Annotated in this window: 24 protein-coding genes and 1 riboswitch; of the genes, 14 read left to right on the top strand and 10 right to left on the bottom strand. The window is 52.2% G+C overall.

Going from position 1 to position 20,133, the window contains the following annotated elements; genetic code table 11:
- Nucleotides 1–33 precede the first annotated feature (33 nt).
- Nucleotides 34–390: a hypothetical protein gene (locus BLP79_RS19460; RefSeq protein WP_139163168.1), complete on the bottom strand. Its 357-nt coding sequence runs from the start codon at nt 388–390 to the stop codon at nt 34–36.
- Nucleotides 391–582: 192 nt separating this feature from the next.
- On the opposite strand from BLP79_RS19460, the gene BLP79_RS04625 reads away from it, so the two are divergent.
- Both BLP79_RS04625 and BLP79_RS04620 read left to right on the top strand, forming a co-directional pair.
- Nucleotides 583–903, top strand: coding sequence for a pyocin activator PrtN family protein (locus BLP79_RS04625; protein WP_244516068.1), 321 nt, complete (start codon nt 583–585; stop codon nt 901–903).
- A 7-nt stretch (nt 904–910) separates the two neighbouring features.
- On the top strand, nt 911–1,090 hold the full coding sequence (locus BLP79_RS04620) for a hypothetical protein (protein ID WP_090216777.1): 180 nt from the start codon (nt 911–913) through the stop codon (nt 1,088–1,090).
- 421 nt (nt 1,091–1,511) lie between these two features.
- Here BLP79_RS04620 and BLP79_RS20225 read toward each other — a convergent pair whose 3' ends face one another.
- From BLP79_RS20225 to BLP79_RS04610, 3 genes are read right to left on the bottom strand one after another with little or no spacing between them, the layout of a single operon-like run.
- Entirely contained in the window at nt 1,512–1,640 is a 129-nt protein-coding gene (locus BLP79_RS20225) for a trypsin-like serine protease (protein WP_425284204.1), read from the bottom strand.
- A 39-nt stretch (nt 1,641–1,679) separates the two neighbouring features.
- Nucleotides 1,680–2,147 carry a S1 family peptidase gene (locus BLP79_RS04615; protein ID WP_157843949.1) on the bottom strand — a complete coding sequence of 156 codons (468 nt, stop codon included), beginning with the start codon at nt 2,145–2,147 and terminating at the stop codon, nt 1,680–1,682.
- A 9-nt stretch (nt 2,148–2,156) separates the two neighbouring features.
- Nucleotides 2,157–3,092: a reverse transcriptase family protein gene (locus BLP79_RS04610; RefSeq protein WP_139163167.1), complete on the bottom strand. Its 936-nt coding sequence runs from the start codon at nt 3,090–3,092 to the stop codon at nt 2,157–2,159.
- 709 nt (nt 3,093–3,801) lie between these two features.
- Nucleotides 3,802–3,905, top strand: a riboswitch (TPP riboswitch).
- Between the two features lie 67 nt (nt 3,906–3,972).
- Here BLP79_RS04610 and thiD point away from each other — a divergent pair.
- The 11 genes from thiD to acs all read left to right on the top strand — a co-directional run bounded on the left by thiD (nt 3,973) and on the right by acs (nt 13,530).
- Nucleotides 3,973–4,791, top strand: a complete 819-nt coding sequence (gene thiD, locus BLP79_RS04605; protein WP_090216955.1) for a bifunctional hydroxymethylpyrimidine kinase/phosphomethylpyrimidine kinase — start codon at nt 3,973–3,975, stop codon at nt 4,789–4,791.
- Nucleotides 4,788–5,777, top strand: coding sequence for a glycine oxidase ThiO (thiO, locus tag BLP79_RS04600; RefSeq protein WP_090216772.1), 990 nt, complete (start codon nt 4,788–4,790; stop codon nt 5,775–5,777). Before thiD ends, thiO begins: the two co-directional genes overlap by 4 nt.
- Nucleotides 5,755–5,952, top strand: a complete 198-nt coding sequence (thiS, locus tag BLP79_RS04595) for a sulfur carrier protein ThiS (protein WP_090216771.1) — start codon at nt 5,755–5,757, stop codon at nt 5,950–5,952. Before thiO ends, thiS begins: the two co-directional genes overlap by 23 nt.
- A gap of 1 nt (nt 5,953) precedes the next feature.
- The gene (locus tag BLP79_RS04590; RefSeq protein ID WP_090216769.1) at nt 5,954–6,727 is read left to right on the top strand and encodes a thiazole synthase; all 774 of its coding nucleotides are present in this window, start codon (nt 5,954–5,956) and stop codon (nt 6,725–6,727) included.
- On the top strand, nt 6,724–7,323 hold the full coding sequence (locus BLP79_RS04585) for a thiamine phosphate synthase (RefSeq protein WP_090216767.1): 600 nt from the start codon (nt 6,724–6,726) through the stop codon (nt 7,321–7,323). Before BLP79_RS04590 ends, BLP79_RS04585 begins: the two co-directional genes overlap by 4 nt.
- Nucleotides 7,320–8,312 carry a HesA/MoeB/ThiF family protein gene (locus BLP79_RS04580; RefSeq protein WP_090216766.1) on the top strand — a complete coding sequence of 331 codons (993 nt, stop codon included), beginning with the start codon at nt 7,320–7,322 and terminating at the stop codon, nt 8,310–8,312. Before BLP79_RS04585 ends, BLP79_RS04580 begins: the two co-directional genes overlap by 4 nt.
- Nucleotides 8,309–9,244 (top strand): ABC transporter substrate-binding protein, encoded by a 936-nt coding sequence (locus tag BLP79_RS04575; RefSeq protein ID WP_090216764.1) that lies wholly within the window; start codon nt 8,309–8,311, stop codon nt 9,242–9,244. Before BLP79_RS04580 ends, BLP79_RS04575 begins: the two co-directional genes overlap by 4 nt.
- Complete coding sequence (gene tenA / locus BLP79_RS04570) at nt 9,241–9,918, top strand: thiaminase II (RefSeq protein ID WP_090216762.1); 678 nt, start codon at nt 9,241–9,243, stop codon at nt 9,916–9,918. Before BLP79_RS04575 ends, tenA begins: the two co-directional genes overlap by 4 nt.
- Nucleotides 9,919–9,925: 7 nt before the next feature.
- A complete protein-coding gene (locus BLP79_RS04565; RefSeq protein ID WP_090216953.1) occupies nt 9,926–10,651 on the top strand; it encodes an ABC transporter ATP-binding protein in 726 nt (241 codons plus the stop codon).
- Nucleotides 10,648–11,385 (top strand): ABC transporter permease, encoded by a 738-nt coding sequence (locus tag BLP79_RS04560; protein WP_090216761.1) that lies wholly within the window; start codon nt 10,648–10,650, stop codon nt 11,383–11,385. Before BLP79_RS04565 ends, BLP79_RS04560 begins: the two co-directional genes overlap by 4 nt.
- A 189-nt stretch (nt 11,386–11,574) precedes the next feature.
- Nucleotides 11,575–13,530 carry an acetate--CoA ligase gene (acs, locus tag BLP79_RS04555; protein ID WP_090216759.1) on the top strand — a complete coding sequence of 652 codons (1,956 nt, stop codon included), beginning with the start codon at nt 11,575–11,577 and terminating at the stop codon, nt 13,528–13,530.
- A 53-nt stretch (nt 13,531–13,583) separates the two neighbouring features.
- Here the strand turns inward: acs and BLP79_RS04550 are convergent, their stop codons facing one another.
- Complete coding sequence (locus BLP79_RS04550) at nt 13,584–14,201, bottom strand: LysE family translocator (protein ID WP_090216757.1); 618 nt, start codon at nt 14,199–14,201, stop codon at nt 13,584–13,586.
- A 129-nt stretch (nt 14,202–14,330) separates the two neighbouring features.
- Between BLP79_RS04550 and BLP79_RS04545 the strand changes: the two genes are divergently transcribed.
- Nucleotides 14,331–14,792 (top strand): Lrp/AsnC family transcriptional regulator, encoded by a 462-nt coding sequence (locus BLP79_RS04545; RefSeq protein WP_090216755.1) that lies wholly within the window; start codon nt 14,331–14,333, stop codon nt 14,790–14,792.
- 82 nt (nt 14,793–14,874) lie between these two features.
- Here the strand turns inward: BLP79_RS04545 and BLP79_RS04540 are convergent, their stop codons facing one another.
- The 5 genes from BLP79_RS04540 to hydA all read right to left on the bottom strand — a co-directional run bounded on the left by BLP79_RS04540 (nt 14,875) and on the right by hydA (nt 20,108).
- The gene (locus tag BLP79_RS04540; RefSeq protein ID WP_090216753.1) at nt 14,875–15,861 is read right to left on the bottom strand and encodes an ABC transporter substrate-binding protein; all 987 of its coding nucleotides are present in this window, start codon (nt 15,859–15,861) and stop codon (nt 14,875–14,877) included.
- 132 nt (nt 15,862–15,993) lie between these two features.
- Nucleotides 15,994–16,839 (bottom strand): ABC transporter permease, encoded by an 846-nt coding sequence (locus BLP79_RS04535; protein WP_090216752.1) that lies wholly within the window; start codon nt 16,837–16,839, stop codon nt 15,994–15,996.
- A complete protein-coding gene (locus BLP79_RS04530; RefSeq protein ID WP_090216749.1) occupies nt 16,839–17,750 on the bottom strand; it encodes an ABC transporter permease in 912 nt (303 codons plus the stop codon). Before BLP79_RS04530 ends, BLP79_RS04535 begins: the two co-directional genes overlap by 1 nt.
- A gap of 24 nt (nt 17,751–17,774) precedes the next feature.
- The gene (locus BLP79_RS04525) at nt 17,775–18,599 is read right to left on the bottom strand and encodes an ABC transporter ATP-binding protein (protein WP_090216747.1); all 825 of its coding nucleotides are present in this window, start codon (nt 18,597–18,599) and stop codon (nt 17,775–17,777) included.
- Nucleotides 18,600–18,653: 54 nt separating this feature from the next.
- Nucleotides 18,654–20,108: a dihydropyrimidinase gene (gene hydA, locus BLP79_RS04520; protein WP_090216745.1), complete on the bottom strand. Its 1,455-nt coding sequence runs from the start codon at nt 20,106–20,108 to the stop codon at nt 18,654–18,656.
- Between the last annotated feature and the right edge of the window lie 25 nt (nt 20,109–20,133).

Raw genomic sequence — 20,133 nt, 5'->3', positions numbered from 1 at the left:
CACCGGCGCCTTGAGAGGCCACGCATCGTGGCCTCACCCATTGGAGGAACAAAAATGGATGAAAAAATCGAACACGAAACGCATGAACTGGTTTTGGCTGTGATTTCTCAGGGGCGACTTTAGGCGCAAGAATGGCGTGAAGTTGGCCTTGTGCCGCAAGGCATTACTCGCCCCTTCGTCCTGTCGCTTCTCAACAGCCTCTGCGAACGGAGCGGCCTCGAAGACATTGATGATGAGCGCATCGGGATAATAGGCGAGCAGATCAGGCATTTCACAAACGACTACAGAAGCGGCCTGGGCGACCAGGCATTGGTCAGAGATGTCGATACCGAGCACTTTTGCGATGTTAAAGGGATCGACTTGGTGAACCTGGCCTGGTGCTGGCGCCAAGTCCGAAAAGCCAAAAGAGCGCTCGACGACAAGCTTGCCGCGATCAGAGAGACTGAAAGACTGTTGGCGGAAGTATGAACATAGTCTTGACAGCGACGAATACAGTCGCAGCCAAGATAGGATTCAAACCTACTAACAAACTTTCTTCCGAAAATACGGCTTCGCACCATTTCCTCAAAACCGTCGCCTTGGGTGGCGGTTTTTCAAACCCAGGCGGCCCCCAAAAAAACAGGCCGTCAAATACGAGGAAATCCAATGAACACAGCAATTATGATGATGGCAATGTACAACGCACAGGCAATCATCGATTCAGAAAAGGTCGCGCAGGATTGGTTCGAACTTTCTGTTGGGAAGTTCCATGAGAAAATCCGAGCTGGGCAAATTAAGCTTCCACTCGTTCTCATAGAGGAAGAAAGCCAAAAATGCGCCAAGGGTATCCATCTGATTGACTTCGCAGATTACATTGATGCCCGACATGCTGCTGAAAAAGAATTGAAGCTGATGGGGCATTGAAAAAATCATGACAACACTGATGCTGCTGTTGGCACGTCGTGATGGTAGCGAAGAGATCCCATTCGCTCAGATGGCACGAGAATATTTCGGGCTTGAACCGGAGGCTCTCGACCAAAAATCAAGAAAGGAAAGATCAAACTTGACTTCTTTAACGATCAAAAGAAATCAATGCGAAGAAGCAATGTAGCGTTGCCTCAGTTGGCACTGTATATTGAGCAGCAACGTGTTGCAGCAGTTGCCAGATTGAAAGAATTTACGTCTGAATGAGAAAACTGCTTTTGATCGAACAAAGAGGTTAATTTTCCTCATTCGCAGCGTGTTCAAGGTATGATCGTTTATTCATCAAGAACCAAAACATAAAAAGCAATGGATTGCTGGTCCTTATTTGTGCACGGCTCAAAAAAGATAGGCCCGATCAACATCTTTTTGTCATGCCGCTACACCCCCAACTTGCCTCAATTCGGATGTGATGAAATTCGAGAGTTTAGGCACCGGTTGCCGATTGAAGACGTTGTTTCATACTGTGAAACACAATTATCTCTAAGCGGGGGTCGGAAGATAGACTGCCGGCGGAAAGGGATCAACTATACCTTAATTGATTTTTTAAATTATAGAGTGGTGATTTCTTGAATAGAAATTGCAACATCAATTGCTTCATTCGGTCCACCTTTATGGGCGATACCCACAACCCGATCCAATTGGTCAACAAGAGGACCACCTGAGTTGCCTTGGTTAATTTCCCCTTCAACGAACAGTTGTTTTACCGCCGATTTGGTTTATTGGGAAACAATTTTAGCTTCGCGCACTTGGAGACTGCTGCCCGGTCCAAAAGAGGGATATCCTACAATTTGAACAGCATCACCTGTCCGCATGCGCCTGTCTATCATTTCGAGGCTCAGGTACTTACTCTCAGGAACAGCGTGGTCGAGTATCGCCAAATCCCTATGCTCGCAACTCTTCCTGACCGAAACTGTAAATCGTTTTTCAGGTTCATGAGGATGGAAAACTTCAATTCTTTTTGCCCCTTTAATACAGTGGAAGGCCGTTACAAGACCAATATTTTTGAGAAAGAACGCGCTGCCTTGATCGGAAGTTTCTGGAGTGTCCGCATCTTTTTCGAGAATCCAGTTTGCAAGATCTCTGATCTCCCCTTTACTATATCCAATTTCCAATGATTTATCAGGGAAAAGGTTGTTATAGCGGCGCGCGAGGCCCAAGTAGACAGCATCATTTAAGCCCTTCACCTGGGAGATCTATACAATCTTTCCACGCAGGTGTTCAGATAGGGGATTTGTCTTCCGATATAGCGTGCTGAATTTAATCTGAGCAGCAGGAAACCCATTTTTCTCGATGTCGAAAATGGTGGCTCTAATATTCCTGACAAACTTGCGCGGTACGTTGACAAAATCTGAGACTATCAGACCAGTAACTTCTTTTCTCGACGAAGGGCCAAAATACCTGAGCTTATCTTCGTTCAGAACAAATCCATTATCCAAAATTATCGACTTAAGTTCTCGTGAAATTTGGCTTGATGCCAGCTTTCCGGGGCTTGGAACACTCTCCGAAAAAAGTTGATGTGGGGCAGTGTACAAAGAGAATGTCAAATCATCAGCGTAGCGTGAGTACTTGATGCGGCGCGTCTTGCAAAATCCCATCAACTGTCGATCCATGCGGAGGCATATCATATTTGAGAAAACGGGGCTCGTGGGCGCTCCTTGAGGCAATCGACCATTTGCGCAGCATATCGACAAAATGGCTGCTCGAACATCACTGGGTATACCAAGAATGCGAAGTAAACTGGAAACCCGGTCTTGTGTAATAGTAGGAAAGAAGTCCTTTAAATCGATGTTCATTACATGTTTTCGGTTGAGATGCTCCTCGGCGTTCGTAATTGCCGACCGTTTCCGCACAAAACCGTGAACTGGATTTCTGGGCTTGTGCATTTTCACTAAAACTTCGAGCAAACGCCTTTGCAGATACAAAAGGCGAGGCTTCGGCGCGTCAATAAACCGAACCCCTCCCGACTTTTTGGGAATGATGAAATGGGAATACATCTTGGAACGATGCTTCCGAATTACCAAAAGTTCCTTATCCGAAATCTTGAGGTGAGTTTTCAGTGCGGCCATACTGGAAAATTCTACCGGGGGCGTCGGCGTTTTCCCAAACGCTACAGAAATGGCAGTTGGCACGAGACACCGCCTCCTTTCGCCATGAAGTGTCAAATCACCATGGTTTGGCTGATATAGTATAACTTTTAATCTCACGTCGCAGTTACGACAACGCGTTGTGCGAGGCAGAGTCTCGTTCAAAGCAACGTATCGCTACCTAAAAGTATATTCAACCATAAATTGCAAATTGAACGTGTTTCGACGAAAGCTTTGAGATCAAAAATCAACATTCGGCAAGAATTCCTAGGATTTAGGCGGTTGTTAATGCAAATCAAACGTGGGTTCTTCCAGTTCCCAATCGACGGTTTTATTTGGCTGCTCGGCGGCACCGCAGACGGCGGGATACCGCTCGCAACACGGGGAATCTTAGTGTAGATTTTAGTAAAAAGCCGGGTCAGCAGATCGGTGTCAATTCGCACGTGAAGTTTAACAACTCAATCAGGCAATAAATTCCTGCGGATTGGTTGCTAATCTGCACTAAACAGGTTCCACATAAGCGGCCCCGTGCTACAAATCAGTGCTACAAAATTTAACAGCGCCACATTGTCCGAATAAAATAAGGGGTTTCAGAAAGCGTCGCCCCCATCCATCATAGGAGCCACGCTTAAACGCACTGCACAATTTGCCGCTCACAGAACTCGCAAAATAAAACCTAAGATACTGTTTTTAATGTGTTATATCAGATCTTAAATTTCACTTGCTAACGCCCCCCTTTCGCGTTTAAGTTCGCTTTGATCCGTTGGGGTGCCCTTTTACAAGGGCTGAGAGGCACTGTGCTAACCCATCGAACCTGATCCGGGCAATACCGGCGTAGGGAACGGAACTGAACACATGGTGATCGGCCGCATGTTCATCCCTCCCCTCGCTTAGCACTGTCTGGAACATGACAATGGGGGAAAACATGTCAGATAAATCCAGGTCGCAGCATCCTGCCGCGCTGACCATCGCGGGGTCTGACAGCGGCGGCGGTGCAGGCATTCAGGCAGATCTCAAAACCTTTTCCGCTTTGGGCGTTTTTGGCACATCTGCGATCACCGCTCTTACGGCACAGAATACCCAAGGCGTGACCCGGGTTCAGGCGGTAGAGCCGGGAATGGCTGCCGCGCAAATTTCTGCTGTGATTGATGACATTGCAATTAACGCCATAAAAATCGGGATGCTTGCAACTTCAGATTTGATCCTTGAAGTCACAGAAGCAGTAGAAGGGCTTTCATCCCCCATCGTTTTGGATCCAGTTATGATCGCAACCTCTGGCGATCCTTTGCTTGCAGACGATGCCGTTGAAACGCTTAAAACCGCACTTTTACCACGTGCTACTGTACTCACACCAAACCTGCCAGAAGCAGCACGCCTGTTAGGCGAAGACACCGCTGCCACCGAAGATCATGTGATCGCTCAAGGCTTTGCGTTGTTAGAGCTTGGCCCTAAAGCGGTTGTGATGAAAGGTGGGCACGGACGTGGTGAAAGCTGTCGTGATTACCTCATCACAGCCGAAACCGTCACAGCCTATGAAGCTCCACGTCTGAAAACCCGAAATACACATGGCACAGGCTGCACCCTGTCCTCAGCTCTGACAGCTGAGCTGGCAAAAGGCACCCTGCTTTCAGACGCGATGGAACGATGCCATGGTTGGTTGCATGAGGCCATCCGGGCCAGTGATCTTATCAACATTGGCAAAGGCCACGGCCCGGTGCACCATTTTCATGAGATCTGGAAATGACCGACACCGCTATCACCATTTTAGGGGCCGGTGTCGTTGGGCTCTGTGTCGCAACTGAATTGACCGCGCGTGGTCAACGCGTTCAGATTTGCGAAAAAGCGCCAGAGCCCGGCACGCAAGCCTGTTCCTGGTGGGCCGGCGGAATGCTTGCGCCGTTTTGTGAAGGCGAAACCGCCGAGGAACCCGTTGTTCGGCTTGGTCAAGAAGCTGCCGATTGGTGGGAGGCGCAGGGGGTACCAGTGGTACGCAATGGATCTCTTGTGGTTGCTCTGGGCCGGGATCGCAATGAACTGACCCGCTTTGCGCGCCGGACTGCGGGGCATCGCACACTTGATGCGGAACAGCTTGCACAGATGGAACCTACTCTTGAAGGCCGCTTTTCAAAAGCGCTGCATTTTCAAGAAGAAGCCCATATCACCCCGCGCGCTGCGTTGAAAACACTGTGGCAGAACCTGCAATCGCGCGGAGTACAATTTGCCTCCGCCACGCCTGTTTCTGGGCGCATCATCGACTGCAGAGGGTTGGCAGCCCAAGATGATTTAAAAGATCTGCGCGGTGTCAAAGGGGAAATGGTTGTTCTGCGCTGCCCGGATGTGTCCCTGCACCGTCCGGTCCGCCTTTTGCATCCTCGCTTTCCCTTATATGTGGTCCCACGCGGTGATGGTGTTTTCATGTTGGGTGCAACGCAGATTGAAAGCGGCGAACGCACACGGCCAACGGTGCGTTCGATCCTGGAGTTGTTGAGCGCCGCCTACGCCTTACATCCGGCCTTTGGTGAAGCCGAACTCTTGGAGATTGGCACCGATGCGCGCCCGGCCTTTAACGACAACCTGCCCCGCATTCGTCAAAGAGGTCAGCGAATCTACGTTAATGGACTGTTTCGACACGGTTTTTTGCTTGCACCCGCAATGGCCAGACAGGTGGCCGAATTTATATGTGATGACATAAAACCAGAGGTGATGGATGAAAATCTCAGTGAATGGTGATCCACACGAGGTCACTTCAGAGAGGCTAAGCGCAGTGCTCGACGAGCTGGGTTATGGCGCGGCCAAGGTTGCAACAGCAATCAACGAAGCTTTTGTGCCTGCAGGCCAACGCACAACTACCCCAGTGCAAGAGGGCGACCGTCTGGAAATCGTAGCCCCACGTCAGGGAGGATAAAATGGTAGAATTCTACGGTACAGCGGTGTCCTCGCGGCTGATGCTTGGCACTGCGCAATATCCGTCACCTGCGATCTTGGCCGATGCTTTTCAACGATCAAAAGCTGGGATTGCCACAGTCTCGGTGCGCCGCGAAGCAGGAAGCGATCAAGCAGGGGCAGATTTCTGGGCCCTGATCAAAGAATTGGGCGTTGCAATCCTGCCCAATACTGCAGGATGCCACAGCGCGCGCGAAGCAATCACAACCGCCCAAATGGCCCGTGAATTGTTTGACACGGATTGGATCAAGCTTGAGGTGATTGGTCATACAGATACATTGCAGCCCGATCCCTTTGCATTGGTCGAGGCTGCAAAGGCGCTTTGCGCCGATGGGTTCAAAGTTTTCCCCTACACCACCGAAGACCTGATCCTTGCCGATAAACTGCTGGATGCCGGCTGTGAAGTTCTCATGCCGTGGGGCGCCCCGATTGGATCTGGGCTTGGCCTTTCAAACATCTACGGCCTGCGCACGCTGCGCGCGCAGTTTCCCGATGTGCCCATGGTGGTTGATGCCGGGCTTGGCTTACCAAGCCAAGCCGCCCACGCAATGGAACTTGGCTTTGACGCTGTCTTGCTGAACACGGCCGTCGCCAAAGCAGGGGATCCAGCTGCGATGGCCGAAGGATTTGCAGGCGCGGTTCAAGCCGGACGGCTGGCTTTTGAAGCCGACCCAATGGAACCTCGCGATATGGCCGCACCCTCCACCCCTGTCATCGGAAAGGCCTTTTTATCGTGACCACCCTGCCCCGATTTTACCCAATCTTTGATCACGTAGACTGGCTGGAACGGTTGGTCCCACTTGGTATCAAACTTGTACAGCTCCGCATCAAGGATACCCCCGAAGTAGAGGTGCGCGCACAGCTGAAGGCAGGGCGCGACATTTGCTTTGAGCACGGTGCAATTCTTGTGGTGAACGACTATTGGAAAACGGCGATCGATCTGGGGTGTGATTGGGTGCATCTTGGCCAAGAAGATCTGGACACGGCTGATTTGGAAACCATCCGGGCTGCCGGTCTAAAACTGGGGCTTTCGACGCATGACGAGGCAGAGCTGGATCGCGCCCTCTCTTGCAAGCCAGATTACATTGCCCTTGGCCCGGTCTATCCAACCATTTTGAAAAAGATGAAATGGCATCAACAAGGCATAGAAAAACTCACACAATGGAAAGATCACGCGCCAAACACACCGCTCGTTGCGATTGGCGGCATGAGCGTCGAGCGTGCCCCCGGCGCTTTTAACGCCAAGGCAGATTGTGTGGCTGCGGTAACCGACATCACCCTGAACCCTGATCCCGAAGCGCGGGTCCGCGAATGGCTGGAGATCTGCGGATGAGCCGGTACGCGCGTCAAATTGCGGTGTCAGAATTTGGTCCACACGGCCAGGAGGCCCTGCGACACGCGCGCCTATTGGTTATTGGCGCTGGCGGTCTGGCGGCACCAGTGCTGCCTTATCTTGCAGCTGCAGGCGTGGGAACGATAAAACTGGCTGACCCAGATATCGTCGATCTTAGCAATCTGCACCGCCAGACGTTATTCACTATGGACGACATCGGCCTTTCTAAAGCGACAAGCGCGGCCAAACATCTTTCCGCCCGCAATCCTGAGTGCCTTATCGAGACCCATGTCGCGCCCTTTGATCCCGACACAGCCCATGATCTTTGCAACGACATAGATTTGGTACTCGATTGCGCCGACAGTTTTGCAGCAAGTTACATCGCATCCGATATTTGCGGCAAACGCAACATACCGCTGATCAGCGCATCTGTTGTTGAGATGGGCGGCTATGTCGGCGGGTTTTGTGCAGGTGCCCCCTCGTTACGGGCTGTGTTCCCTGACCTACCCCGCGCATCTGGCACATGTGCGACCTTAGGCGTTTTGGGCCCCATTGTCGGCATCATCGCAACCTTGCAGGCGCAGATGGCAATCAGCGTGCTTACGGGGCAGTCTCCTTCGCCGCTTGGCCAATTGATCACCTTTGAAGGAACCGGCTTTCGGTTTGGCGGGTTTAGATTTGATACCGCTCCTGAACCCGAATACCGACCAAGCTTTATCAGTGCCCAAACCATAGATGACACGGATCTGATCATTGATCTGCGCCGCCCGGAAGAAGGGCCTTTAGCCCATGTAACGGCTCAGCGACGCACAGTTGAAGACATTGCGGAAAATCCCCCAAAAGCAGACGCGAAAACGCGCATTGTGCTGTGTTGCAGGTCCGGTCTACGGGCTTGGGCAGCGGCAGAGCATCTTTCACAACAACACGCAGGCCCGGTCGCTCTTGTGGCGCTCGGCGATCAAAGCGACCAACACGGAGAACACTCATGACCAAATCTCTCATCACAGCTGCTACGCTGATGGCAGCAACGCCCGCTTTTGCGGCGGATGAAATGACCCTTATTCTGGATTGGTTTGTCAACCCGGACCATGGCCCGATCATTATCGCGCAGGAAAACGGCTATTTCGCCGAGCAGGATCTTGAGGTTGAAGTGATTGCGCCCGCGGACCCCGCGGACCCACCCAAAATGGCTGCTGCTGGTCGCGCAGATCTGGCGATTTCCTACCAACCCCAACTGCATTTGCAAGTTGCCGAAGGTCTACCGCTAAAACGCGTCGGGACACTGGTTGCCACCCCGCTGAACTGCCTTTTGGTTCTGGAAGATGGCCCCATTCAGAATATTTCCGACCTGAAAGGTAAAAAGATCGGCTTTTCCGTCGCTGGCGTCGAAGAGGCGCTGCTGGGATCCGTTCTGGGCACCCATGGTGTGTCTATGGACGACATCGAACTGGTCAACGTGAACTGGTCTCTCTCACCATCATTGATGTCTGGCCAAGTGGATGCTGTGATCGGGGCGTTCCGCAACTTTGAACTGAACCAGATGGAAATCGAAGGTGTCGGCGGCAAGTGCTTCTATATCGAAGAAGAAGGCCTGCCGTCTTATGACGAACTGATCTATGTCGCTAACCCTGAAACCATGGACACAGACATGCTGCGCCGCTTCATGGCTGCAACAGAAAAAGCCACCCAGTATATTGTAAACCATCCGCAAAAAAGCTGGGAGATCTTTTCAGGCACCTCACCTGAGCTACAAGATCAGCTGAATGAAATGGCATGGGCAGATACATTACCGCGTTTTGCCCTGCGCCCGGAAGCCTTGGATGAAGGGCGCTACCAACGTTTTGAAGCCTTCCTACACGACTCTGGCCTGATTGATGAGATCAAAGCGGTCTCTGATCTGGCTGTGGATCTGGCCGAATGATGCCAGACTACGGAGCGACATTCAGCAGATGGCGCGCGGCGGCTGGGGAGACCTGGACCGCCTACACCCATCACGCCTTTGTACAAGGAATGCGCGACGGCACATTGCCGCGCGCAGCTTTTCTACACTATCTCGTGCAGGATTATATCTTTCTGATCCATTTCTCCCGCGCTTGGGCACTGGCCGTGACCAAGGCTGAAACAATCGAGGAAATGCGGCTCTGTGCCGCCACCGTCAATGCCTTGATTGATGAAGAGATCAAACTGCATATCGGCATCTGTGCCGAGGCTGGCATTTCCGAAGAAGAGCTGGCCCGCGCCGAAGAACGCACTGAGAACTTGGCCTATACGCGCTATGTGTTGGATGCAGGTCACTCGGGCGACTTTCTGGACCTTCTGGCCGCCCTCGCCCCATGTGTGATGGGATATGGTGAAATCGGGATGCGCCTTCAGGCGGAAGCAGGTGAAACACCCTATGCCGATTGGATCGCCACCTATGCTGGCGCAGAGTACCAATCCGCCTGCCATGCGGTTGCGGATCTTTTAGATGCCGCCGTCAGACTCCGATTGGGAGATCACCCTGAAAACAGCCCGCGTTGGGACGCGCTTTGTGCACGGTTCACCACTGCAACCCGCCTTGAGGTTGGGTTTTGGGACATGGGCCTCGCCCCATGATGCTGGATTGAGCGCGCCGCCCGGCCTATATCTTTCAGGCACGGCAAAAATTGGCGAAACACTGATCTTTGGCCCTGTCATCTTTGAGGCCTTGCCGGGGCAATGGACCTGCCTCCTTGGGCCATCTGGTGTGGGGAAAAGCACGCTCTTGCGGCTGTTTGCCGGATTGGGAGAGGCCGTCACCCTAGACGGAACGTTTGGCGGTAAGGACGGTACATCCTTATCAAATTGCGTTGCGCTGATGGCTCAGGAAGATCTTTTGATGCCTTGGCTGGATCTTAGACAGAACGTGACCCTGGGCGCGCGTATCCGGGGCACGCGCCCCGATTTTGCAAAAGCTGAAACGCTCTTGGCGCGTGTCGGTTTAGAGGCGCATATTCACAAACGTCCTTCAGAATTGTCCGGTGGGCAACGTCAACGCGTTGCTCTGGCACGGACCCTGATGGAGGACCGGCCAGTTGTCTTATTAGACGAACCTTTTTCCGCGCTTGATGCACGCACCCGCGCCGAGATGCAGGATCTTGCCGCAGAAACGCTGGCAGGGCGCACCGTTTTACATGTCACACATGATCCCGGCGAGGCTGCACGCCTCGGGCATCAAATCCTTGTCATGACAGAAACCGGCATCACTGATATTCCAGCTCCGGCCACATCGATACCGCGCATGTATGACAGTACAGAAACGCTGGATCTTCAGGGGCAGTTGCACCGCTTGCTGATGGAGCGCAGATGAACCGGCTCAAACATATCACTGCGCTCATCCTAATGTTTCTGATCTTGTGGCAAAGCCTCGTCACATTCGGAGATCTACCTGCGTTCCTACTGCCACCTCCCTCAAAAGTCGCACAAACCCTATGGCACAGTCGTGCCCTTTTAGCAGAACATGCGATAGTAACGGGGCTTGAAGTCTTGCTAGGGCTGGTGCTTGGGGCTTCTATCGGGGCGGTGACTGCGGTCTGGCTCACGGCCTCGCAGCTTGCACGTCACTTTGTCCGGCCACTGCTGGTGTTCAGTCAGACAATCCCAGTATTTGCACTGGCTCCACTGCTGACGCTCTGGCTCGGCTATGGGCTGCTGTCAAAAGTCGCGATGGCTTTGCTGATTATCTTCTTTCCGGTAACGTCAGCCTTTTTTGACGCCTTGATGCGCACCCCTGCAGGATGGATGGAACAAGCACGCGTCATGGGGGGCAGCTATTGGCGCGTGATGTGGTTGATCCGCATTCCAGCTGCGCTGCCCGGCTTTGCCTCCGGGTTACGCTTGGCGGCCGTCTATGCCCCAATCGGCGCGATCATTGGCGAATGGGTCGGTGCCTCCAAAGGGCTTGGATATCTGATGCTTTTGGCAAATGGGCGTGCCAAGATAGATTTGATGTTTGCCGCGCTCATCGTATTGGCAGTGTTTACCTTGATTTTGCATGTAGTCGTGGACAAAGGCTGTCAGAAATTGACACGTAACCACACCTAACTGGCAATCCGTAAAATCCTTTACAGACCTCTCAAGCGATGTGAAATTCCTTCACAGACAAAATCATATTTTTCAGAAGCTTATTCACATCCGCTCCAAGCCCTCTATGATCCCCATAGAAGGATTTCGTTATCCAGATCGCCCAATAGGCTTTGATCTGGAAAGCACGGCCGGATCTGGGAGGACACCATGACGCCAACACCGCCAAGCACCTATACACCCACTGAAGATTTCGTTCAAAATGCCCATGTAGATGCCGCAAAATACGACGTGCTTTATGCAGCTTCCATAGAGGATCCAGAAGGCTTCTGGCGCGAACAAGGCAAGCGCGTTGATTGGATCAAGCCTTTCACACAAGTCAAAGACGTCTCATATGATTTTGGCAATGTGGGTATCAAATGGTATGCAGACGGCACGCTGAACGTCGCAGCCAATTGCGTTGATCGTCATCTCGCAAAACGCGGTGATCAAACCGCGATTATTTGGGAGCCAGATGATCCCAAAGATCCAGCCCAACACATCACCTACAAGGATCTGCACACGTCAGTCTGCAAAATGGCAAATGTTCTGGAAACACTTGGCGTTTCAAAAGGCGATCGGGTGGTTATCTATATGCCTATGATCCCCGAGGCCGCCTATGCGATGCTCGCCTGCGCGCGTGTGGGCGCGATACATTCAATCGTTTTTGCAGGCTTTTCGCCCGATGCACTTGCCGCTCGGATCAACGGCTGCGACGCCAAACTGGTAATCACTGCAGATGAGGCACCGCGCGGAGGCAAAAAAACGCCACTCAAAACAAATGCAGACGCGGCGCTCTCACAATGCGCGGACGCCGTGCAATGTCTGGTCGTGCGTCGCACTGGTGGCGATGTTCCATGGAATGACGCACGGGATCGCGATTACTCAAAACTGTCTGAAGGCGCGAACCTCACCCATACGCCTGCTGAAATGAACGCAGAAGATCCGTTGTTTATCCTCTACACCTCTGGATCAACCGGTCAACCCAAAGGGGTTGTGCATACCACGGGCGGCTATCTGGTCTATGCGAGCCTGACACAAGAAGTGACCTTCGATTATCACGACGGCGACGTCTACTGGTGTACTGCTGATGTAGGATGGGTTACGGGCCACAGCTATATCGTCTATGGCCCCTTAGCCAATGGCGCGACAACCGTGATGTTTGAAGGGGTGCCCACCTACCCGGATGCCAGCCGGTTCTGGCAGGTCTGTGAAAAACACAAAGTGAATCAATTCTACACCGCCCCCACTGCAATTCGCGCTCTTATGGGACAGGGTAATGAATTTGTAGAAAAATGTGATCTGTCCTCTTTGCGTTTGCTGGGTACGGTTGGAGAGCCGATCAATCCCGAAGCCTGGACCTGGTACAATGACATTGTCGGCGGCGGACGCTGCCCCATCGTGGACACATGGTGGCAGACGGAAACCGGTGGCCATCTGATGACCCCCCTGCCCGGCGCACATGCCACAAAACCCGGATCGGCGATGAAACCTTTCTTTGGGATAGAGCCAGTGGTGTTAGACCCCGCCAGCGGAGATGAAATCACGGGTAATGACGTTGAAGGTGTCTTGTGCATTAAAGACAGCTGGCCTGGTCAGATGCGTACAGTCTGGGGAGATCATGATCGGTTTGAGAAAACCTACTTTTCCGATTACAAAGGCTACTACTTTACCGGTGACGGCTGCCGACGTGACGCGGATGGGGATTACTGGATCACGGGACGTGTGGATGATGTGATCAACGTCTCAGGCCACCGTATGGGCACGGCCGAAGTCGAAAGCGCTCTGGTCGCCCATGCCACCGTGGCTGAAGCTGCCGTGGTGGGATACCCACATGATATCAAAGGACAGGGCATCTACTGCTATGTGACTTTGATGAATGGCGAAACCCCATCAGAAGAGCTGCGTAAAGAACTGCGCACATGGGTGCGGTCTGAAATTGGCCCGATTGCATCGCCAGATGTGATCCAATGGGCACCGGGCCTTCCCAAAACTCGATCCGGGAAAATCATGCGCCGCATCCTGCGTAAAATAGCAGAAAACGACTATGGCGCATTGGGCGATACCTCAACCCTCGCAGATCCATCGGTGGTCGACGACCTAATCGCTAACCGCGCAGAGACATAATATTGATTTTAAGGAAGGGCAAATCACATCGGTTTGCTCTTCCTCACTCTCGGCTACAACTCCAACGCAAGCGTGATACAAAAAACCAACAGAATAGTTCCCGATAGCTGCCTAAAACGCGTGTAACGAATTGGGTCGGCGAAATAAATCCGCATCCGGTCTGCAAGACCCGCATAACTACTCAAAGATAGGATAGACAGCAAACAATAGGTCACAATAAGGATGCTGGCCTGTGGCCAGATTGGCTTGTCGAAATTTAAGACTTGTGGAAATAGAGCTATATAGAACAGCAATGCTTTTGGGTTCGAAACTGCAAGCACTATCGCTTCTATGAACAAAGATTTTGCAGAGACAACTTCAAATGATTGCCGGTCTAAAACGATACTCTCGCACGAAAGTAGGAGCTTAACTGCAAGCCACACCAAATAAGCAATTCCGAGGTACGACCACAATGCAAAATACCCATCTGTCGTAAGAAGAACAGCGGCGGCTCCACTTGCGCAAAAGCACCCCCCAATTGCCAACCCCACCGTATTCCCCAAAATAGTAGGAAAAACGCGCGCTGCCCCCAACTGTAGCGCGCGCTGAACAGTATTCAGATTGGCAGGCCCTGGTGTGATAATGTTTACAACAGAAACCGCGGTAAAATAGATCCACAAACTTAATGTCATTGCCTGCCCTTTGTCATATCAGAGTTGGCTAGACATTAAAGGACCACTGCATCAGCGTCCTTTCTCAAATAAAAGCTTTAAACTGCATTTGCGACGAAAACTAAACATAGCTCTGGAAGTAGCTTTCAAATGAAAACACTCTTTGATGAAATTGATTATGCACTTCTTAACGCGCTGGCCCAGGACGCAAGAGTAAGTTGGTCAGATCTAGCGACAACATTGAACGTTTCTCCACCAACTATTCGCGAACGCGTACGCCGGTTGCAGGATCGCGGTGTAATCGACTGTTTCACGGTACAGATTTCACCGGCAGCTCTTGGCTACACACTTGAAGCTCTGGTCCGGTTTCGTCCATTACCGGGCAAACGTCACATACTCGAACAGAAAATTCAGCAATCAGACCAAATTGTGCAATGTGATAAAGTCACTGGCGAAGACGGCTTCATTGCCCGTGTGCTGTTAAAAAGTATCACAGAGTTGGACCCGTTCCTTGAACCCTTCGGTCGTATCGCCACAACACATACCTCAATTGTAAAATCGAGCCCGGTTCCCTTACGTCTTCCGCCACTACTGCAAGAAACTAAGCGATAGAAGATCAACTTGCACAAAAAAGACCACCAGAGATTATCCGGTGGCCATTCTCTCTGAAGGTTTATCCCACAGACGCTTGAAGTTACTTCAATGCAGCATCTGTGATTGCGTGGGTCCAAGCACCTTCTGGTGCTTTTGTGATCACAGGATCAGAACCACCGCCCAGAAGGGTTGTGACTGTGCGCTCGTAGTCGGCGACATCCAGTGCGCCGTTGCTGCCCGCAGTGAGCTTGGCAATTTCACCCATCATGCGTTTCTGGTGGCTTTCGGTCTGCGCGCCGGATGCGTCATTGTCCAATACGATCTCAGCCGCATCATCTGGGTTTTCTTCCGCCCATTTCCAACCCTTCATAGACGCACGCACAAAGCGCTCCATCTTGCCGACGAATTCAGGGTTATCCAAGTTCGCTTCCAGCACGTAAAGACCATCTTCAAGCGTCGCAACGCCTTGGTCTTCGTATTTGAAAGTCACCAGCTCATCCGCACCAACACCGGCATCAATCACCTGCCAGTACTCATTGTAAGTCATCGTGGAGATACAATCTGCCTGACGCTGCAAGAGTGGATCAACATTAAAGCCCTGTTTCAGAACTTCCACGCCCGCGTCGCCTTTGCCATCAACCGAGATGCCCAGCTTGCTCATCCAGCTCATGAAGGGGAACTCATTGCCAAAGAACCAGACACCAAGCGTGCGATCTGCCAGATCCGCAGGAGCAGCAATGCCCGTGTCTTTCCAGCAGGTCAGCATCATGCCCGAGGATTTAAACGGCTGCGCAATATTCACAAGTGGCAAGCCCTTTTCACGCGCAGCAAGTGCCGCAGGCATCCATTCAACTGTGACATCCGCGCCGCCGCCTGCAATCACCTGTGTTGGGGCAATATCTGGACCACCTGGCAGAATGGTCACATCAAGATCTTCTTCTTCGTAGAACCCCTGATCCAGCGCCACATAGTAGCCCGCAAATTGCGATTGCGTGACCCATTTAAGCTGCAGCGTGACCTCATCCGAGGCATAGCCCGCACCTGCAAGAGTCATTGCTGCGCCAGCGGCTGCAATAATCGTTTTCATGGTCGTAACTCCCTGTTGAGTTGATCAAAACACATTTCTTGTTCCCTTTTTGCGCCAGCTATTTGCTGCCAGTCACAAAAGACAGAACCGACTAAACACGCGCCCTTTTGAGGAAAGGCGCATATTCAATTTCTACCCTCGCTGAGAGGGATGCCAAAAGGTGGATCGCTTTTCTATCAAAGCAACCAGCCCATAGAACAGTGATCCAGCCAAAGCCGCGACGACGATTTCAGCCCAGACCATATCCAAGGCAAGCTGACCGACGCTGGTCGAGATCCGAAACCCCATTCCCACCGTTGGCGAGCCAAAAAACTCAGCAACAATTGCGCCGATTAAGGCGAGTGTTGTGGAGATTTTCAACCCGTTAAAGATGAAAGGGAGCGCCGCAGGCAACCGCAATTTGAGAAAGCTCTGCCCATATGATGCCGCATAAGTCTGCATCAGGTCTCGTTGCAAAACAGAGGTTTCACGCAGGCCTGCAACCGTGTTCACAAGCATTGGGAAAAATACCATCACAACCACCACAGCCGCTTTCGACTGCCAGTCAAAGCCAAACCACATCACCAGAATAGGGGCGGTTCCAACAATCGGCAGTGCCGCGACAAAATTCCCGACAGGCAAAAGCCCGCGCCGCAGGAAGTCGCTGCGATCTACCAAAATCGCCATCACAAACGCCGCTCCACACCCGATAAGATACCCTCCCAAGGCCCCTTTCAGGATCGTTTGCACAAAATCAGCCCATAACAGATCAAGGCTCTCTCCAAACCGTGCCGCAATCAGAGACGGTGCAGGCAAGATCACAAGCGGCACCTGAAGTCCTCGCACCAAAAGCTCCCAGATCAGCAGCAACGTCGCACCAAATATTGCAGGCACCAAAAGCTGAACCCAACGTTGGTTCGCATAACGACCATTGGCCAGACGCACATTCATCCACCAGCCCGCAGCCCAGACAATGACAGCACATATAACAAGCATCATTATACCCCCATGCGTTTCAGAATGAGACGTTCCAACAGCCCAAGAATAAACACCAAGAGGGCGGCCAGAATTGCGGCGGCAAAAAGCGCTGACCAGATCTGTACGGTCTGGCCATAATAGCTGCCTGCCAGCAAGCGCGCGCCAAACCCGGCGACCGCGCCAGTGGGCAATTCGCCAACAATTGCACCAACCAAAGAGGCCGCAATCGCAATCTTGAGCGAGGCAAACAGGTATGGCAGGGATGACGGTAAGCGGAGTTTCCAAAATCCCTGGTTTGTGCTGGCGTGATAGGTGCGCAACAGATCCAGTTGCATGCCATCCGGGCTACGCAACCCTTTCACCATGCCAACGACCACTGGGAAAAAGCTTAAGTATGCGGCGATAATAGCTTTTGGCAAAATGCCTTGCACACCAATGGAATAAAGCACGACAATAATCATCGGTGCGAGTGCGATAATCGGGATGGTTTGGCTGACAATCGCCCAAGGCATCACCGACATATCCATCACCTTTGAATGAACAATCCCCACAGCCAACAAGATCCCTAGGCCAGTGCCAATGGCAAACCCAAGAAGGGTTGCGCTGAGCGTCACTTGCCCATGATAGATGAGCGAGCGCTTTGAGGTGATTTTCTTTTCAACCGTTGTGCCCCACAATTCATCCAGCACCTGATGCGGTGCAGGCAAGCGTGGGCGTTCCACGGACCAGCTGCGCGATATCACAAAGGTATTTTTGACGATCAAACCAATAGCAGAAGCGTCCCGACGTGCCTTTGGCGTGGCGGGTTCAACGACCTCACCACCGCGTTCGGCCTGATCCAGTACCCCTTTGATATTCATTGGCACACAGGCTGCGTACCAAAGACCAATGATAACGCTAAGCACAGTCAACACCGCAAGAAGTGACTTCATCGCTCTGCCCTCTTAAATGCGCGATCAATCATGCTCATGCCCTGCACGTAGACCTTCGCGCACACGATGCGCAATTTCAATGAATTCAGGTGAATCGCGAATATCCAAAGGGCGTTCTTTTGGCAGAGGACTGTCAATCACATCGGTAATCCGTCCCGGACGTGGCGACATCACCACAATCTTGGTCGACAGGTACACGGCTTCGGGAATCGAATGGGTCACAAAGCCAATGGTTTTTTCGGTGCGGGCCCACAGCTGCAGCAGCTGTTCATTCAAATGGTCACGCACGATTTCATCCAGCGCGCCAAAAGGTTCATCCATCAGCAGGATATCGGCATCAAAACTAAGCGCACGGGCAATACTGGCACGCTGTTGCATGCCCCCCGACAATTGCCATGGAAATTTTCCACCAAATCCAGAAAGCTCAACCAGCTCCAGAGCCTCTTCCACGCGTCGATCTTGCTCAGCTTTGGAATACCCCATGATTTCAAGGGGAAGTTTGATATTCTTGGCAATTGTGCGCCAAGGATATAGACCTGCAGCTTGAAAAACATACCCATAGGCCCGATTGCGCCGCGCCTCATCCGGAGACATATTATTGACAGTCAACTGACCTGCAGTCGGAGTCTCTAGCGCCGCGATACAGCGTAAAAAAGTGGTCTTGCCACAGCCCGAAGGGCCAATAAACGAGACAAAATCACCTTTATTGATATCAAGGCTTACCCCTTTTAACGCATGGACGGGACCATCGTTTGTTTGAAAGGTCAGGTCCAGATCTCTCGCTGCAATGACCGGTGACATCGAGGCAGTGCCGTCAGATGCAGTCTCTGGAGAGGTTTGCATATTCATGTTCGTTCCTTCGTCGCAAAATGGGGCAGACCATTGGTCCGCCCCACTGTTCGATCACACGCCTGTCGCCGGGATACCGCTGCGTTCAACAGGGCGCGGCGCAGTCAGCTCTTTCCAAGTGCTCAGCGCTTTATTCAAAGTAGAGTTCGCTTCGCGCTCCACAAACTTTCCGTGTCCTTCCTGACAGCTCATCGTGCCATCTTCAACGGCAACGTGACCACGGGTCAGTGTATAGCGCGGCAAACCTTTGACCGCATGACCTTCAAACACATTATAGTCGATGGCGGATTGTTGGCTGCTGGCCGAAAGTGTCTTGGTTTTATTCGGGTCCCAAACCACCAAATCCGCATCCGCGCCGGCCAGAACAGCTCCCTTTTTCGGGTAACAATTCAGAATTTTAGCAATGTTGGTTGAGGTTACAGCCACAAATTCATTTGGCGTCAATCGGCCTGTTTCAACCCCATGCGTCCACAGCATCGGCATCCGGTCTTCCAGACCGCCCGTGCCATTTGGGATCTTGGTAAAATCGCCAACGCCTGAACGTTTTTGTTCCGTTGTAAAGGCGCAATGATCCGTGGCCACCACCGAAAGAGAGCCAGATTGCAGCCCAGCCCACAGGCTATCTTGATGCTGTTTGTTACGAAACGGCGGTGACATTACCCGACGCGCCGCGTGATCCCAATCTGAATTGAAGTATTCGCTTTCGTCCAAAGTAAGGTGTTGGATTAGTGGCTCACCCCAGACACGCTTGCCCTGCATGCGCGCACGGCGAATAGCCTCATGCGCCTCTTCACACGAGGTGTGAACGACATAGAGCGGAACACCCGCCATATCTGCGATCATGATAGCGCGATTGGTGGCCTCTCCTTCCACCTGCGGAGGACGGGAATAGGCATGTGCTTCTGGGCCAGTATTGCCCTCAGCCAACAGTTTCGCAGAAAGCTCTGCGACGACATCCCCATTTTCAGCATGGACCATCGCAATGCCGCCAAGCTCTGACAGGCGCTGGAACGAAGCGTACAGCTCATCATCATTGACCATCAACGCGCCTTTATAAGCCATGAAATGCTTAAACGTGTTGATGCCGCGTGTTTCAATGACTGTTTTCATGTCTTCAAAGACCTGTTCCCCCCACCAGGTCACAGCCATATGGAAGGAATAATCACAATTCGCACGTGTGGATTTATTGTCCCATCGTTTAAGCGCATCAAGCAGGCTCTCGCCCGGATTAGGAAGCGCGAAGTCCACGACCATCGTGGTGCCACCGGCCAATGCCGCACGCGTGCCACTTTCAAAATCATCCGAGGAATAAGTGCCCATAAATGGCATTTCCAGGTGGGTGTGCGGATCAATCCCGCCTGGCATCACATAGCACCCAGTCGCATCCAGCTCCTCGTCGCCGTTCAAGTTGGCGCCGATCTCAATAATCTGCCCGCCGTCGATCAGCACATCTGCCTTGTAGGTTAAGTCGGCGGTCACGATTGTGCCGTTCTTGATGACCTTGCTCATCTTCAAACTCCCTGTTTCGCCGCAT

It is taken from the genome of Epibacterium ulvae, from assembly GCF_900102795.1.
GTDB classification, from domain to species: domain Bacteria; phylum Pseudomonadota; class Alphaproteobacteria; order Rhodobacterales; family Rhodobacteraceae; genus Epibacterium; species Epibacterium ulvae.
This window is presented reverse-complemented; position numbering and strand designations above follow the sequence as displayed.

Bases quoted from the DNA above. Each gene is read 5' to 3' on its own strand.
- hydA (WP_090216745.1), bottom strand. From the start codon at position 20,108: ATGAGCAAGGTCATCAAGAACGGCACAATCGTGACCGCCGACTTAACC.
- BLP79_RS04620 (WP_090216777.1), top strand. From the start codon at position 911: ATGACAACACTGATGCTGCTGTTGGCACGTCGTGATGGTAGCGAAGAG.
- BLP79_RS04545 (WP_090216755.1), top strand. From the start codon at position 14,331: ATGAAAACACTCTTTGATGAAATTGATTATGCACTTCTTAACGCGCTG.
- acs (WP_090216759.1), top strand. From the start codon at position 11,575: ATGACGCCAACACCGCCAAGCACCTATACACCCACTGAAGATTTCGTT.
- BLP79_RS04535 (WP_090216752.1), bottom strand. From the start codon at position 16,839: ATGATGCTTGTTATATGTGCTGTCATTGTCTGGGCTGCGGGCTGGTGG.
- BLP79_RS04560 (WP_090216761.1), top strand. From the start codon at position 10,648: ATGAACCGGCTCAAACATATCACTGCGCTCATCCTAATGTTTCTGATC.
- BLP79_RS04525 (WP_090216747.1), bottom strand. From the start codon at position 18,599: ATGAATATGCAAACCTCTCCAGAGACTGCATCTGACGGCACTGCCTCG.
- thiD (WP_090216955.1), top strand. From the start codon at position 3,973: ATGTCAGATAAATCCAGGTCGCAGCATCCTGCCGCGCTGACCATCGCG.
- thiO (WP_090216772.1), top strand. From the start codon at position 4,788: ATGACCGACACCGCTATCACCATTTTAGGGGCCGGTGTCGTTGGGCTC.
- tenA (WP_090216762.1), top strand. From the start codon at position 9,241: ATGATGCCAGACTACGGAGCGACATTCAGCAGATGGCGCGCGGCGGCT.
- BLP79_RS04550 (WP_090216757.1), bottom strand. From the start codon at position 14,201: ATGACATTAAGTTTGTGGATCTATTTTACCGCGGTTTCTGTTGTAAAC.
- thiS (WP_090216771.1), top strand. From the start codon at position 5,755: ATGAAAATCTCAGTGAATGGTGATCCACACGAGGTCACTTCAGAGAGG.
- BLP79_RS04540 (WP_090216753.1), bottom strand. From the start codon at position 15,861: ATGAAAACGATTATTGCAGCCGCTGGCGCAGCAATGACTCTTGCAGGT.
- BLP79_RS04530 (WP_090216749.1), bottom strand. From the start codon at position 17,750: ATGAAGTCACTTCTTGCGGTGTTGACTGTGCTTAGCGTTATCATTGGT.
- BLP79_RS04575 (WP_090216764.1), top strand. From the start codon at position 8,309: ATGACCAAATCTCTCATCACAGCTGCTACGCTGATGGCAGCAACGCCC.
- BLP79_RS04580 (WP_090216766.1), top strand. From the start codon at position 7,320: ATGAGCCGGTACGCGCGTCAAATTGCGGTGTCAGAATTTGGTCCACAC.
- BLP79_RS04590 (WP_090216769.1), top strand. From the start codon at position 5,954: ATGGTAGAATTCTACGGTACAGCGGTGTCCTCGCGGCTGATGCTTGGC.